We start from the raw sequence: 14,842 nt of genomic DNA on the forward strand, positions 1-14,842 counted from the left end.
CTAAATGGCCTAAATGCATTTTCTAAGCATATTTCTCCATTAGCTCTATCATTGGTTTATATCTATCTTGTTTCCCAAGGTATTTTTTTACGCTATATTCGCCACTGGCATCACATTTTCTAAACCTCTTTAAACTCAGCACCAGTTAAAGCATTTTTTATGATCTCTTTTTTTATACTTTCACTAATAATAATCGCTACAGAAAACTTGCTTAAACGAAATAACGCCTTATTAATCTTTGAATAATCTAATTTCAGTTTATAAAAACTGTCATATTCACCAGCCAAGTCTGGCCTTATAGGATCATCCTTCTCAAACTTAGTAAATTCTGAACGATTTTCATCAACACAATCAATTTCATTATGAATGACCATGGCGAAATATTTTTTTATTGTTTTTTTATTTTCTATTTTGACAGGAATAAAAGATAGACCATTAGTATTCTCTATCAAAACTTTAAAATCTTCACTCACAATAGGAACGTTAAATGGAACCATAGTTGTATAATCAAGTTCTTCTCCATCTTGAATTAATCGTATTATCAGATTAGTTTCATGAATCTCTGCATTTATTAATTTCCAATTATCAATGCTATGAATACCTCCTAAATACCAACGGTTTGGGTAGTCAATATCATCTAATAATCTATAATATTTCATTAATTACTCCTTGGTTAGCCATTTATTCACTTGTGTACCTGGTGTTTGTGCGTCTTTACCAATTTTCTCTAGCGTAGATTCCACTGCCTGTCTATACTCCTGGGTTTTAGGAGAAAGACCTATAGTTCTTCTAGATAATTTATCATATACATATTGATGGTATTCCTTAGGATGTGGTCCTTGATGTCCAAATACCTTAACTTTATTAATTGCATCATTAAAACTTAAATTTGCTCCATCAAATATCTCTTTAAATACAGGCGTCCAAGGTCCTCCATTTGCTGTTGATATACAGTTTTTGTCTGTACAAATATGGTGGATTGGTGTTTTTTGACTTAATGTATTTTTTAATACTAAAGGTTTTGATACATTTATTTGCAAACCATTATCATCAATCATCATAAATTGATTAGACAACGTTCCATTAGAAGAGATTCTTTGATAAATAGTGCTATTTGTGACAGCATCTTTTATCCCAGTATTTATGAGTTTTCCTCCGTTAGGTCCTTCAACTATACCGAGTGATAATGTTCGATAATTATTTCCTAGCTCATTGCCTGTTACATAACTTAAGCTTCCTCCCCGAGTAATTTTTTCAAAAGCAGCCACTGTCGCTTTTTGACCTAATATACTTGCACCTTTAACCGCAGCACTCCCAGCTTTCACAACAGGAGCAAATTCAGCCAAAACACTTCCACCCCGAACTAATGGAATTAATGTCGTTTCTATCGACATATCCTTACCATACAGATAATTCACATCGGACTGATTGTAATGAGTACGTAAGATATCTTTTGGGGCACTAGTCAGTGTTGACCATTTTTCACCTATACAACGAAATGGTGATTTGACACACTCCGAAGCACTATAGGCTATATTTTGTGTCAGTGTCTTGCCTGTGTCGAGTGGATGATTTAGCAAAGCTCGCCCTGAGCTAGAAAGCCCATCAAGTACATCGCTTCCACTTTTTACTATGAGGTTATTCCGAATTTCAGGGATTAATGCGTTGGTTAAAACCTGATTATTCGCTTTGTCATATTGTGTGGCTAAACCTGAATATTTCCCTGTGGAATAATATTCATCTTTTATGGCACTAAATAATTTTTGTTTTTCACCATTCGCATTGATAAAAAAGGCGGGGTCTTCACCAAGAGGTAGTGGCACGCTATTAGAATAGCTAGCAGCACTTGCACTACGTAAAAACTGTAATGCTTCCTTATCTTGGGTGTTAATCATTTGTTTCCAAGCGTAATCTACCTCTTGAGCCGCTTGAATAATTAGACGTTCTTCTGCTGTTTTTTCATCAATACCTTGTTCTTCAGCAAAACGTTTTGCATTCTCTTTTATCCACTTCATTTCATCTGGATGCAACTGGCGATTGTTCCAATCTGTATTGGCTGCTGCGGTGATTGCGCCCGCGTTGCCATTGCCTACTGCCGCACCAATAGCTAAGCCTGCTGCGCCATCCACAAACGCTTTGCCTGCCTTGCCAAATTTAGCTTCTGCGGTTTCACCTAATTTTTCAATGACTGGGGCAGCAAGAGATGTTGTGCCAGCCGCAGCGGCACCATTGACATTGCCCGTGAGTAATCCCCCTACCGCAGCGTGCAATGCCGCTCTACCAATGCCACCTTCTTTCCAAAGATTGTAGCGAGTTTGGTTTTCATTGAGATAGCTTGTTAGTTGAGCTAGTTCGCTTTGTAGTTTTGCTCGCTCTTCTGGGGTGGTGGTGCTTGACAATGCGGCTTCAACCTGTGATTTTCGCGCAGATAAAATTTCATAATTTTGCACCGCACCTAATTTTTCTGAAGCCCAAGCGACACCTTGTGCAGCAACAGGGGCGAAGTTTTTGGTCACCTCTTGTTGAATCGCTAATTCTTTACTTAACGCCTCTTTATCAAAGTTATTTTCAAGCACCCCTGCATTCGCTTGGGCATTCTCTGTAGTAATCTCTGTTTTGATTTCTTTCAGTGTTTCTGCAACAGATTTTCCTGTGAGCGCTTGCTGAGCTTGTTCATCTCGAATATGAAGATTGGTGGTGTTAATGCCACTTTTTGTTAAGCTAGATTGGCTGTCTTTGTCATAACCAAAGCCGATACCTTGATTGACTCGAGTTGCCCGCGAACCATCTTCATTTAGGATAATATTGTCGTCCTTATCTCTTACCTGACGACTGTCCCAACCGCCATTAATGTCTGCTTGTACGCCAACACCAAAAGCAGTTCCGCTATAATTTGCATGGTTTTCAATATCAGAATAGGAAAGTGTTCCCGTCTCAAAACGGTTTTTACCTTCTGCTTTGTTTGCCTGATACATCAGAACCTATAATGCCTATAATGTTAATTTCTATACTTCATATTTTCTATACAAGTTTTAGTATTATCTCCATCTTGAGCTAGACACCATCTTAAAGGTGGTCTAAAACGAAGTCCTGAATCATAAAGACACTGAAAAAGATATTTTTGATTTAAATAGATAACCTCTTTATATTTTTTGTATTCATTGGTATTTTTATATATCTTTTCCCAAGATGTATCACCTTTATTAAATAACCCCCTTTGAGTCTCATCTAACATATTATAAGATTTTCTATCACAATCACCCCATATTTTTTTTTCCTGTTCTTCATTCATTTCTTTAGGAGGTAGCCAGTATCTAAAAGATGGAGGGGAACCATTAGCAAGATAACATCCAGATAATAATAAAGGGAGTAATAATATAATTATTCTCATTATTTTTTCTCCTCCTGATTATTTAAAATAATACCATTGTTAAAATTAATATGTTTTGTTTTTGGGCCAATTTTTCCCCATATAGTATTTTGATATTCTTTAAATTGTTCTACTTTCTCTTTTTGTACTTTACCATCTTTATCTGTATTCAAAAACCGTACCGCCTCCTCATCCCGATAATATGCCTCAGTATGATGCCCCATTAGCATATCCCAAAGTGGAACCCCTGTACTATTATTTCCTGTAGTATTCGTATTCCCTATACCAATACTTAAATTCCCTGGTACAAATGGCAAATTAATTCCTGTTGCCACAATATCTCTCGGCGCAGAAGCATATTCCACACTTCCATCTCTGAATAAGCCAGCTGCTGTTTCGGTATAGCCTTTATCATATAAACCACCTGATAAAGTGGCTGCCAGAGTATTATTCGTTATTGGATACGATGTTCCTACAACATACGCATTTAATGTTGTATTTTTGAATGACATCCCCTCATGCTTCGCCCAATTCATGGCATTTTTTGTACCTGAAGCACCTAAGCTATGATTAACTTGGGATAAGTCTACTCGATTCGTTGGATTCTGACGATTATATTCATCTAATAATCCCCAGATTTTAGCTTGATCTCGACTTGCATTTGATGCACCAAAAATACTTGGCATATCCAATCCTCCTCTTACTCGCTCAAATAGGGTATAAATCAGTTCTGACGGTAGAGAAGAATACTCTCTTCTTACAATTAAAGAATCATTGTTTAAGTATTCCTTTCCGCCATATTGAATTGCACCTATTGTTCTATCTTCATCAGACTCATTCATTATGCCGTGAGCATAAAGACGAGCTAATAACTCCGCTTCCTCTTTAGTTTTTGGCACTGTGAGCTGATCAACATTTACTTCGGATACCTTGATACATTCAATACTTTGACAATTCTCGTCTTTTTTATGTTTTAAATAGATATTTTGCTCATTTTTCTCTATTTGATAGTAGATTTCATCACCTTGATCATTAACATTATTGACAAACTCCGTTGCAGTATTTAAATCACGCTCTAAATCTGAACGAATAGTTTCAATATCAGCTTTTTCAACACCTTGGTGAAGATTGATTTTAGTAAGCCCTTGTAAACTTTCCTCAACTGTTTTTCCGCTTATCTTTTGTTGAGCTTCGTGATCACGAATAGTAATATTGGCGGTATTGATTGAGCTGGTTGTTATACCCGTTTCGCTCCCTTTATCTTTCACTTGACTCTAATAGAGTGGTTGCAATGCCTTTTTCTATTCCTTAGTTACCTTCAGCATTTTTTGTGCTTTATCTATGCATTTAGGTGTTTCTTAGAGTATGCAGTCAAAATACATCCTGATAATTGAAGAGAAATAGCAAAAATAACGTTTCATTATGTTTTGCTTTTGATATTAGAATTGATAAATCTCATCATAACGTGAAAAATTATTTGGCGAACGTGGGCGGAGTCGAACCGCCGACCTGTCCCTTAGGAGGGGACTGCTCTATCCTGCTAAGCTACACGTTCTTTTAAATCTCAATTTTACACAAATATGTGATGATGAAAAGCAGAGAGTGAAAAATAAAGTGCGGTGCATATTTTATCAATTTTTTAGTAAGAAAAGAGATAATAATTAGATATGAAAAAGCCACTAATTTCCATTAGTGGCTATTAAGAATTTGGCTCCTCCTGCTGGACTTGAACCAGCGACATATGGATTAACAGTCCACCGTTCTACCGACTGAACTAAGGAGGAATAGTGGTGCCTCGAGGCGGAATCGAACCACCGACACGGGGATTTTCAATCCCCTGCTCTACCGACTGAGCTATCGAGGCAACTCATCATTGGTGCGTATTAAACGATTTTTACCGCGTTAAGTCAATCATTAATTTTAACTTTTTTGCTTTTTTTTGTTTGTTTGAATATTTAACAAGCGAAATGCATAGAAATACGGCAAAAATCGCATAAAAAAATGAAGCCTCCTCTAATTTTTATCGTCTAACACGATAGCTTTTTTGTGCCTTATCCACTTTAATTAAGTAATTTCTTGCTTGTGAAGATGGGTGTGCCGTGGTTAAAATGCGGTACACTTGCTCAGGATATAACCGGTTGATTTGTTCAATTGCCATATCTTTATCTTCGTGGAATACCCGCAACACAGCACCTGCGCCACTGTTATAAGCAGAAATCATAGCAAAACGTTTAGAGGTTGGATTACTAATACCATCTAAATATTTATTTTGTAATAGCCATAAATAAGAGGCACCTGTATCAATATTTTTTTCAGGATCAAATAAATAATTTTTTGATGGCTGACCACCACGGCCTTTCATTTGAAATACATCACGCCCAGCAGTACGAGGTACCACTTGCATTAAACCAATCGCATTTGCATAGCTAATGGCATAAGGGTTGAAACTGGATTCCGTTTGCATAATACCTAAAATCAAGCTTTCATCAAGGTTATAGCGTCTAGCAGCGCGGCGTACCATTGGTAGGTATTTTTTCGCACGCACTGCAACATGGTTAGCAATCATTGGGATCACTACGAACTGTACCATTCTGCCGTTACTCAAGCGACGTGTTTGCAATTTGTTTTGCAGGAGATAATCAGCAAAATTACCTGCGATAAACTCATTAGTGATTTGTTGACCTAAATTATCCACTACCTGTCCCACAAGAAATGGACGAGAGCTTATGGGTACATCACCGGAAGCAAATAAATCAATTCCATTCGCATCCGATCCCATTAATAACGTATGCACAATAGAATTATGAAGACGGCTAAGATCTTGCAGAGTTTCTACAGTGATCGTTCCTTCATCAAAACTGACGTGGCTACGGGTATAAAAACTATCGGTGTATTTCACATAGTCTTTACGGCTAGCTACTAATAATTCGTTTACGCCCCAAATTTGATCGATATTATGGGAAAATTGCCCCGTTAAAATATCTAGCCCGCGTGTATCTTTGCTGAACGCTTCATCATCATAGATACGCTTCTGGCTCGAACCTCCACAGGCAAATAAAAAGGGAATAATTAATGCAATAACATATTTTTTCATCATTATTTTTCTTCTGGTGGAACATAGCCTTCAATATGAACATCTTTGCCTTCAAATAAGAAATTCACCATTTCTTGCTCTAATAATTGGCGGTGTTCGGTATTCATCATATTTAATTTTTTCTCATTGACCAGCATTGTTTGTTTTTTCATCCACTCACCCCAAGCCTGTTTGCTGATATTATCGAAAATACGCTTGCCCAACTCACCTGGATAAAGTTGAAAATCTAACCCATCGGCCTCTTGTTTTAAATAGGCACAAAATACCGTTCTTGCCATTATTCTTTTCCTTTTGCTAACTGTAATAAAAGATTTTTGACTGGCGTTGCCAGCCCAATTTGATCAGGATTCCGTGGATCATACCAATATTTGACCGCACTTTGTATAGAAGATTCATACTTGCCGTAATTTTCATCCACTTTTTTCCAATTAGAACGATTCGCGTCCTCTCCACGATATTCCTGTTGAACATAAATAGGGTAGATCATTAGATGAAAATGACTAAAAGTATGACGAAAAGCCGGCCATTCTTGATAGAAAACTACGTTTTGATGAGCTAAATAAGCCAATAAATCCGGCTTGCTGTCAAATTGTGGAAAACAATACAGCCCCCCCCACAAGCCAGCATTTTCACGCTGTTCTAATGCTACCTTGCCTTGCTGCTGCCAAATCAAGAAATAGCTCTGCCGCTCAGGCAAGTTTTTTTTGGGCTTCTTCGCAGGGTAATCTTGCCAATTTTGCTGTAAATTTGCACCGCACTTTGTTGATAATGGACAAAGTGAGCACTTCGGTTTCGAGCGCGTACACACCATTGCACCAATATCCATCATCGCTTGATTAAAATCTGCCACACGCTCTGTTGGTGTCACTTGTGCACTTAATTGCCAAAGCTGATTTTCTACTTTTTTCTCACTCGTCCAACCTTCAACAGTAAAATAGCGCGATAGTACGCGTTTAACATTGCCGTCTAAAATGGGATAAGGGGCATTTAAGCAAGAAGAGAGGATCGCCCCCGCAGTACTTCGTCCAATACCTTTTAATGCCTGTACTTGTTCAAATTCAGTGGGAAAATTGCCCTGATATTGATCACGAATGAGTTGTGCTGATTGATGCAAATTTCTTGCACGAGCGTAGTAACCTAAGCCGGTCCACAAATGTAATACTTCATCAAGTGGTGCGTTGGCAAGTGCAGTGATAGTTGGGAAAGTTTGCATAAAGCGTTCAAAATAAGGAATCACCGTAGCAACTTGGGTTTGCTGCAACATCACCTCTGACAGCCAAACACCATAAAGAGTTTTGTTTCTCTGCCAGGGCAAATGCTTGCGCCCAAATTGATCGTACCAAGTAAGAATCGCGTGTGCGAAAAAATCGTCAAGGGAGGATTGCGCTTGTAACATAGATCTAAGATAAAATAAAAAGGAAAGTGTATCATAGAGTGAAATTGAACAAAATATACAGAAAACATCCCTACTTTTTCCTTTTCCCTTGCGTGATAAGAAACGAACCCATAAAATACCCTCTTAATATAAATTTTTGCATTGTACTAACAGTAAGATATATTTTTACAGTAAGATTTTGAATGATAGAAGAACAGATTAGCTTTGCGGATCAGAAACGAAAAACCGTTGAAACTGCTGAATTCACTGCAGATGGACGCTACAAACGTAAAGTGCGTAGTTTCGTATTGCGTACAGGGCGACTAAGTGATTTTCAACGTAATATGATGAATGAGTATTGGCCAATTTATGGCTTAGCTCACCAAACCGAACCTTTTGATTTTAAAAAGATTTACGGCAACGATAAGCCCGTTATTTTAGAAATTGGCTTTGGAATGGGAAAATCTCTGGTGGAAATGGCGGAGCAAAATCCAGATAAAAATTATCTAGGTATTGAAGTGCATACACCTGGCGTGGGTGCGTGCATTGCTTATTCCGTGGAAAAGAAGGTAAAGAATTTACGCGTTATTTGTCACGATGCCACAGAAATTTTACGCGATTGCATTCCCGATGGTAGCCTTGCTGGTTTACAGCTCTTTTTCCCTGATCCTTGGCATAAAGCGAAACATCATAAACGCCGCATTGTACAGCCACATTTTGTGCAAACTGTCTGTCAAAAACTCGCTAGCCCAGGTTTTATTCATATGGCAACAGACTGGGAAAACTATGCGGAACAAATGTTAGACGTGTTGCAAAACAATCCACAGTTGCGCAATACTTCAGCCACAAAGGACTATATTCCACGCCCTGAAACCCGCCCATTAACCAAGTTTGAACAGCGCGGCCATCGTTTGGGACACGGCGTATGGGATTTATATTTTATTAAAACTGAATAATATCAGCCTAGAAATACGAGGAGAAAACTATGGCTATTCAACGTAATAGAAGACAACGCAAAAAAATGCACCTTGCAGAATTCCAAGAATTAGGCTTTTTAGTAAACTGGCAATTCGTAGAAAATACCCCAATTGATAAAATTGATGAGGTTGTAGATCGTTTTATCAATGAAGTGATTCGTCCAAATGGCTTAGCTTATGAAGGTAGCGGTTATTTACACTGGGAAGGGTTAGTATGCTTAGAAGAAATTGGAAAATGTAATGAAAGCCACCGTGAGCTAGTGAAAAACTGGTTAGAAAGCAATGGATTACAACAAATTGAGATTAGTGAACTGTTTGATATTTGGTGGGAGTACCCAACAAAATAACCTTTCTATAGTTTTATAATTCAAATCCTGCTGTTGCAGGATTTTTTACATGTTTATATTTTAACGCTTATCAAGTGCGGTCATTTTTTATTAGATATTTTAAATATGATGATATAAATGTAAAGAAAACAAAAGGGCATCTTTCGATGCCCTCTCTTAGCTTTTCTCGTGTTACCTAGCTACAATCATTATTTGATGATTTTCGCTACAACACCCGCACCTACTGTACGACCACCTTCACGAATCGCAAAGCGTAAACCTTGGTCCATCGCAATTGGGTGAATTAAGCTTACTGTCATCTTGATGTTATCACCAGGCATTACCATTTCCACGCCTTCTGGTAATTCAATAGTACCCGTTACGTCTGTTGTACGGAAATAGAACTGTGGACGGTAACCTTTGAAGAATGGAGTATGACGACCACCTTCTTCTTTTGATAATACGTAAACTTCTGATTCGAAGTCTGTGTGTGGTGTGATTGAACCTGGTTTCGCTAATACTTGACCACGCTCGATTTCTTCACGTTTTGTACCACGTAATAATGCACCGATGTTTTCACCTGCACGACCTTCGTCAAGTAATTTACGGAACATTTCAACACCTGTTACAGTAGTTTTTGTCGTGTCTTTAATCCCTACGATTTCTACTTCATCACCAGTACGGATAATACCACGCTCAACACGACCTGTTACTACTGTACCACGACCTGAGATTGAGAATACGTCTTCGATTGGTAATAAGAATGGTTGGTCAATCGCACGCTCTGGCTCTGGAATGTAAGTGTCTAAGTGGTTTGCTAACTCAAGGATTTTTTCTTCCCATTGTGCCTCGCCTTCTAACGCTTTTAACGCTGAACCACGTACGATTGGTGTATCATCACCTGGGAAATCATATTGAGAAAGAAGCTCACGCACTTCCATTTCTACTAATTCTAATAACTCTTCGTCATCTACCATATCGCATTTGTTTAAGAATACGATGATGTATGGTACACCTACTTGGCGACCTAATAAGATGTGCTCACGAGTTTGTGGCATTGGGCCATCTGTTGCTGCTACTACTAAGATTGCACCATCCATCTGTGCCGCACCTGTAATCATATTTTTTACATAGTCTGCGTGTCCTGGACAGTCAACGTGTGCATAGTGACGTGTTGGCGTATCGTATTCAACGTGTGAAGTGTTGATGGTGATACCACGCGCTTTTTCTTCTGGCGCGTTATCAATTTGGTCAAATGCACGTGCCGCACCACCGTAGTGTTTTGCTAATACGGTTGTGATTGCTGCTGTTAAAGTTGTTTTACCATGGTCAACGTGGCCGATTGTACCCACGTTTACGTGCGGTTTTGTACGTTCAAATTTTTCTTTAGACATTAAGAGTCCCTCTAGATAAACACGGTTATCGATGGTTCAAAATACCACATTAACCAATTGAATAAGTTTAAACTATTAATTAAAGAGAAAGGTGAAATTAAGGCTGGTGCTGATAGGCGGATTTGAACCGCCGACCTCACCCTTACCAAGGGTGCGCTCTACCAACTGAGCTATATCAGCGCTTTGGAGCGGGCAGCGGGAATCGAACCCGCATCATCAGCTTGGAAGGCTGAGGTAATAGCCATTATACGATGCCCGCAGTCCTAAATTCATCTGTCCCATCAGAATTCATCTAAAAAATGGTGGAGGGAGAAGGATTCGAACCTTCGAAGGCTGAGCCGGCAGATTTACAGTCTGCTCCCTTTGGCCGCTCGGGAATCCCTCCGCACTAAATGAATGAACTTGACTACGATTGGTTATGGTGCCGACTACCGGAATCGAACTGGTGACCTACTGATTACAAGTCAGTTGCTCTACCTACTGAGCTAAGTCGGCATCGTAAGCAAGTGAGGCGTATTATAGGGAAATTTTTACTAGTGACAAGCGTTTTTTTGAAAAAAAATAAATTTTTTCTCTCGTTCGCCTATTTATCAGTCAAAATGAGTGATTTTTATAAAAAAAAGACCTCTCTGTTACAAATTTTACTAATCATAAAAGTATTTATAAGGTATATTTCTATTTATTTCTCTAATATATGAAGACAATATTGTGGAATTTTCTGATTCAGGGTTGCTAAACCAGCGATTAACCCCTTTTCTTTCTTTTAACCGCCAACAATGGGCCGAATTACGCAAATCGGTACCATTAAAACTCACGGAACAAGATCTTAAGCCCTTATTAGGGATCAATGAAGAACTTTCTTTGGATGAAGTTAGAACGATTTATTTGCCTTTGGCTCGTTTAATTAACTACTATATTGAAGAAAACCTGCGTCGCCAAACGGTGTTAAAACGATTTTTAGGTGGCGATGCGCAAAATGTTCCTTATATTATTAGTATTGCAGGCAGTGTGGCTGTAGGTAAAAGCACCTCTGCACGAATTTTACAATCTTTATTATCAAACTGGCCACAGATAAGAAAGGTCGATCTCATTACTACTGATGGCTTTTTATACCCATTAGAAAAATTGAAAAAAGATAATCTTTTGCACAAGAAAGGATTTCCAATATCTTATGATACTCAACGTTTAATTCATTTTCTGGCGGATATTAAATCGGGCAAACGTAATGTTAGTGCTCCAATTTATTCTCATCTAACTTACGATATAGTACCGAACCAATTTGAGTATGTCGATCAGCCTGACATTCTTATTTTAGAAGGATTAAATGTGCTACAGCGTGGTAATAGCAATGCAAATCAAGTTTTCGTTTCCGATTTTGTCGATTTTTCTATCTTTGTTGACGCTGAAGAAAGCTTATTAAAGAAATGGTACATTCACCGTTTCCTTAACTTCCGACAAAGTGCTTTTAATGATCCTGACTCCTACTTCAAACATTATGCAAGCCTTTCCGAACAAGAGGCGATTTCAATAGCAAGTCAAATCTGGGAAGAAATCAACGGAAAAAATCTCAGAGAAAATATTTTACCCACTCGAGAACGGGCTAATTTAATTTTAACTAAAGGTGAAAAACATGCAGTTGAAAGAATAAAGTTAAAACGGTAATTCATCAAAAATTACAAGCATTGCTAATTTTTTGAATGTCCTTTTATCATTAGGCAATTTTTATTGCGTTATTAGCTTATTCAAAAAAGAGACGTTAATTGTAAATTATGTTCCCTTTTAATAAGGGTAGCGCATAATAAACTTCCATTTTATACATTTTATTTAACGAGGAGAAAAGCATGAAAAATATGCTATTAATGAGCGGTTCAAAATATCAAAACACCGGATACTTAGTACATTGTATACCTTGGCTAAAAGATTTTCTGTCCGCATATAAAGGAAAAACCATCGGCTTTGTACCTTATGCAGGAGTGAGTCGTAGTTATGATCAATATGAACAACTGGTCCAGCAAGCTCTTGTAGACTTAGAAATGAATATTATATCGGTCCACCGCGGTAAACAGCATTTAGATATTATTGAACAAGCGGATGTAATTGCTATTGGTGGCGGTAATACTTTCTGTTTACTCAACCACTTATATGAGCATAATTTATTGAATACCATTCGTCAAAAAGTGCAACAAGGGACACCTTATTTTGGCTGGAGTGCTGGGGCAAATGTGGCAGGAAAAACGATTATGACTACAAATGATATGCCAATTCTCTATCCCCCATCTTTTAACGCACTGAATTTATTCCCTCATCAAATAAATCCTCATTTTATTTCAGGTAAAATTGCAGGACATAATGGTGAAAGCAGAGAAGAGCGTTTTGCTGAATTTTTAATTGTTAATCCTGATTCATCCATCTATGCTTTACCTGAAGGTACGGCATTACATATTCAAGGCGAACAAGCTAAAGTATTAGATATCAGTGAATCACAACAAAGTGCGGTACTAAAATTTAGTAAAAATCAACAATCTCAGCACTATGCTCACGACTTAGCTTTTAACTATTAAGGAGAATAACAGTGCTCGAACTCAAATCTTTAATTGCCATTTTGGGAATTATCGCTGCAATTTATCTATTGCTGAAAAAATATGAAACCCGTACTGTGCTGATTGGTCTAGGACTAATCATGTCACTACTAACGCTCAATCCAATGGGGGCATTAAATGCCTTCGCTAAATCAATGACAAGTAGTGGGTTGATTATGGCTATTTGTTCTAGTATGGGGTTTGCTTATGTAATGAAATATACACAATGCGATACCCATTTAGTGCATTTGATGACAAAACCACTTTCAGGATTACGTTTTTTCCTAATTCCATTTGCTACGATTATCACTTTCTTTATAAATATTGCCATTCCATCTGCGGCTGGTTGTGCTGCAGCAGTAGGGGCAACCCTAATTCCCGTATTGAAAAGTGCAGGCGTACGTCCTGCTACGGCGGGAGCTGCAATTTTGGCGGGAACATTTGGATCAATGATGAGTCCTGGTTCTTCCCATTCAGCAATGATTGCCGAAATGTCTAATTTAACCATTACTCAAGTAAATCTTTCTCATGCACCTTATACAATAATCGCTGGTGCAATTGCAGCAGTTTCTCTTACATTAGTAGCACTAATATTAAAAGATTATGGCGAAGAACACCGCCAAGCTTATTTGGCAGATAACAACGACGCAGAAAAATCTTTTCATAAATCTAACATTCTTTTCGCTATTGCCCCTTTATTACCATTAGTAATTTTGGTTCTGGGAGGCACTTCTTTGCAAGAAATCCCTGCCCTTGCTTGGACCAAAATGGGCGTGCCACAAGCAATGTTAATTGGAGCCATTTATGCCATTATCGTAACCCGTGTTTCACCGGCTAAAATTACCAATGAATTTTTCAATGGTATGGGAAATGCTTATGCTGGGGTACTTGGGATAATTATCTCTGCGAGTGTTTTTGTCGCTGGATTAAAATCAACAGGGGCAATCGACAGTGCAATCGAATTTCTCAAACACTCTAATGAATTTGTACGATGGGGGGCCACAATTGGTCCATTCTTAATGGGACTACTTACAGGATCTGGTGATGCTGCCGCAATTGCTTTCAATACAGCCGTAACACCACATGCGGCAGAATTAGGCTATACTCACTTAAACCTAGGCATGGCTGCGGCTATTGCTGGTGCAATTGGACGAACTGCCTCACCAATAGCTGGAGTAACAATTGTGTGTGCTGGCTTGGCGATGGTCAGCCCAGTAGAAATCGTTAAAAGAACAGGATTAGGCATGGTTATTGCCGTATTATTCTTAGCATTATTTATGCTTTAATCATCCACAAACTTAACGAAAATTCATAATAAAGGGGAAGATATTCCCCTTTATTACACATATCTTGTTGAATTAATCAGAACAAAATAACTACTCCCCAAGTCAATAAGACAAACAGCAGTGCAATAAACACAGCAGCCGATCCCTGATCTTTAGCCCTTCCTGAAAGTTCGTGATATTCTTTACCAATCCGATCTACAACGGACTCAATGGCACTGTTAAGTAATTCCACAATCAAAACTAACAATACGGAGCCAATCATTAAAATTAATTCGATTTTGTTACTTGCTAAGAAACAAGCAAGAGGAATTAAAATACAGGCTGAAAACACCTCATAACGAAAAGCTGCCTCATTTTTGAATGCGCTTTTCAAACCTTGTAATGAATAAACTGTAGATTCGATTAAATGGGTCAAGCCAGTTGTTTTTTTCAATTTACTTT

General features: G+C 38.1%; 14 protein-coding genes and 7 tRNA genes. 5 read left to right on the plus strand and 16 right to left on the minus strand.

Features of this window, described 5'->3' with window-relative positions; genetic code table 11:
- Positions 1–119: 119 nt before the first annotated feature.
- From L5B71_RS07535 to mutY, 10 genes are all read right to left on the minus strand, one after another.
- Entirely contained in the window at positions 120–659 is a 540-nt protein-coding gene (locus L5B71_RS07535) for an Imm43 family immunity protein (protein WP_265757804.1), read from the minus strand.
- 3 nt (positions 660–662) lie between these two features.
- Positions 663–2,975 (minus strand): AHH domain-containing protein, encoded by a 2,313-nt coding sequence (locus L5B71_RS07540; protein ID WP_265757805.1) that lies wholly within the window; start codon positions 2,973–2,975, stop codon positions 663–665.
- Positions 2,976–2,998: 23 nt separating this feature from the next.
- A complete protein-coding gene (locus tag L5B71_RS07545; RefSeq protein ID WP_265757806.1) occupies positions 2,999–3,391 on the minus strand; it encodes a hypothetical protein in 393 nt (130 codons plus the stop codon).
- Complete coding sequence (locus L5B71_RS07550) at positions 3,391–4,638, minus strand: hypothetical protein (RefSeq protein ID WP_265757807.1); 1,248 nt, start codon at positions 4,636–4,638, stop codon at positions 3,391–3,393. The genes L5B71_RS07545 and L5B71_RS07550 overlap by 1 nt, the downstream gene beginning before the upstream one ends.
- A gap of 210 nt (positions 4,639–4,848) precedes the next feature.
- A tRNA-Arg gene (locus L5B71_RS07555) sits at positions 4,849–4,925 on the minus strand.
- Positions 4,926–5,078: 153 nt separating this feature from the next.
- Positions 5,079–5,154 (minus strand) — tRNA-Asn (locus L5B71_RS07560).
- A gap of 4 nt (positions 5,155–5,158) precedes the next feature.
- Positions 5,159–5,234 (minus strand) — tRNA-Phe (locus L5B71_RS07565).
- A gap of 156 nt (positions 5,235–5,390) precedes the next feature.
- On the minus strand, positions 5,391–6,464 hold the full coding sequence (gene mltC, locus L5B71_RS07570; RefSeq protein ID WP_265758341.1) for a membrane-bound lytic murein transglycosylase MltC: 1,074 nt from the start codon (positions 6,462–6,464) through the stop codon (positions 5,391–5,393).
- Positions 6,465–6,466: 2 nt separating this feature from the next.
- The gene (locus L5B71_RS07575) at positions 6,467–6,742 is read right to left on the minus strand and encodes an oxidative damage protection protein (protein ID WP_265757808.1); all 276 of its coding nucleotides are present in this window, start codon (positions 6,740–6,742) and stop codon (positions 6,467–6,469) included.
- Positions 6,742–7,860, minus strand: coding sequence for an A/G-specific adenine glycosylase (gene mutY / locus L5B71_RS07580; protein WP_265757809.1), 1,119 nt, complete (start codon positions 7,858–7,860; stop codon positions 6,742–6,744). The genes L5B71_RS07575 and mutY overlap by 1 nt, the downstream gene beginning before the upstream one ends.
- A gap of 182 nt (positions 7,861–8,042) precedes the next feature.
- Between mutY and trmB the strand changes: the two genes are divergently transcribed.
- Positions 8,043–8,795, plus strand: a complete 753-nt coding sequence (gene trmB, locus L5B71_RS07585) for a tRNA (guanosine(46)-N7)-methyltransferase TrmB (protein ID WP_265757810.1) — start codon at positions 8,043–8,045, stop codon at positions 8,793–8,795.
- 29 nt (positions 8,796–8,824) lie between these two features.
- Complete coding sequence (locus L5B71_RS07590) at positions 8,825–9,163, plus strand: YggL family protein (RefSeq protein WP_265757811.1); 339 nt, start codon at positions 8,825–8,827, stop codon at positions 9,161–9,163.
- 188 nt (positions 9,164–9,351) lie between these two features.
- Here L5B71_RS07590 and tuf read toward each other — a convergent pair whose 3' ends face one another.
- From tuf to L5B71_RS07615, 5 genes are all read right to left on the minus strand, one after another.
- Positions 9,352–10,536, minus strand: coding sequence for an elongation factor Tu (gene tuf / locus L5B71_RS07595; RefSeq protein ID WP_265757812.1), 1,185 nt, complete (start codon positions 10,534–10,536; stop codon positions 9,352–9,354).
- Between the two features lie 104 nt (positions 10,537–10,640).
- Positions 10,641–10,716, minus strand: a tRNA-Thr gene (locus L5B71_RS07600).
- Between the two features lie 4 nt (positions 10,717–10,720).
- Positions 10,721–10,795, minus strand: a tRNA-Gly gene (locus tag L5B71_RS07605).
- Positions 10,796–10,836: 41 nt separating this feature from the next.
- Positions 10,837–10,921, minus strand: a tRNA-Tyr gene (locus L5B71_RS07610).
- Between the two features lie 34 nt (positions 10,922–10,955).
- A tRNA-Thr gene (locus L5B71_RS07615) sits at positions 10,956–11,031 on the minus strand.
- 213 nt (positions 11,032–11,244) lie between these two features.
- Between L5B71_RS07615 and coaA the strand changes: the two genes are divergently transcribed.
- The 3 genes from coaA to dcuC all read left to right on the plus strand — a co-directional run bounded on the left by coaA (position 11,245) and on the right by dcuC (position 14,401).
- Complete coding sequence (gene coaA / locus L5B71_RS07620) at positions 11,245–12,198, plus strand: type I pantothenate kinase (protein WP_265757813.1); 954 nt, start codon at positions 11,245–11,247, stop codon at positions 12,196–12,198.
- 179 nt (positions 12,199–12,377) lie between these two features.
- Positions 12,378–13,097 carry a dipeptidase PepE gene (gene pepE, locus L5B71_RS07625; RefSeq protein WP_265757814.1) on the plus strand — a complete coding sequence of 240 codons (720 nt, stop codon included), beginning with the start codon at positions 12,378–12,380 and terminating at the stop codon, positions 13,095–13,097.
- 11 nt (positions 13,098–13,108) lie between these two features.
- Positions 13,109–14,401, plus strand: coding sequence for a C4-dicarboxylate transporter DcuC (gene dcuC / locus L5B71_RS07630; protein ID WP_265757815.1), 1,293 nt, complete (start codon positions 13,109–13,111; stop codon positions 14,399–14,401).
- Positions 14,402–14,477: 76 nt separating this feature from the next.
- Here the strand turns inward: dcuC and L5B71_RS07635 are convergent, their stop codons facing one another.
- Positions 14,478–14,834: a diacylglycerol kinase gene (locus L5B71_RS07635; protein ID WP_265757816.1), complete on the minus strand. Its 357-nt coding sequence runs from the start codon at positions 14,832–14,834 to the stop codon at positions 14,478–14,480.
- Positions 14,835–14,842: the final 8 nt, after the last annotated feature.

Origin of the sequence: Avibacterium sp. 21-586, assembly GCF_026226775.1 — a bacterium.
GTDB lineage: Bacteria > Pseudomonadota > Gammaproteobacteria > Enterobacterales > Pasteurellaceae > Avibacterium.

Coding starts and splice junctions, on each gene's coding strand:
- L5B71_RS07535 (WP_265757804.1), bottom strand. CDS start 659: ATGAAATATTATAGATTATTAGATGATATTGACTACCCAAACCGTTGG.
- L5B71_RS07540 (WP_265757805.1), bottom strand. CDS start 2,975: ATGTATCAGGCAAACAAAGCAGAAGGTAAAAACCGTTTTGAGACGGGA.
- L5B71_RS07545 (WP_265757806.1), bottom strand. CDS start 3,391: ATGAGAATAATTATATTATTACTCCCTTTATTATTATCTGGATGTTAT.
- mltC (WP_265758341.1), bottom strand. CDS start 6,464: ATGAAAAAATATGTTATTGCATTAATTATTCCCTTTTTATTTGCCTGT.
- L5B71_RS07575 (WP_265757808.1), bottom strand. CDS start 6,742: ATGGCAAGAACGGTATTTTGTGCCTATTTAAAACAAGAGGCCGATGGG.
- mutY (WP_265757809.1), bottom strand. CDS start 7,860: ATGTTACAAGCGCAATCCTCCCTTGACGATTTTTTCGCACACGCGATT.
- trmB (WP_265757810.1), top strand. CDS start 8,043: ATGATAGAAGAACAGATTAGCTTTGCGGATCAGAAACGAAAAACCGTT.
- L5B71_RS07590 (WP_265757811.1), top strand. CDS start 8,825: ATGGCTATTCAACGTAATAGAAGACAACGCAAAAAAATGCACCTTGCA.
- tuf (WP_265757812.1), bottom strand. CDS start 10,536: ATGTCTAAAGAAAAATTTGAACGTACAAAACCGCACGTAAACGTGGGT.
- pepE (WP_265757814.1), top strand. CDS start 12,378: ATGAAAAATATGCTATTAATGAGCGGTTCAAAATATCAAAACACCGGA.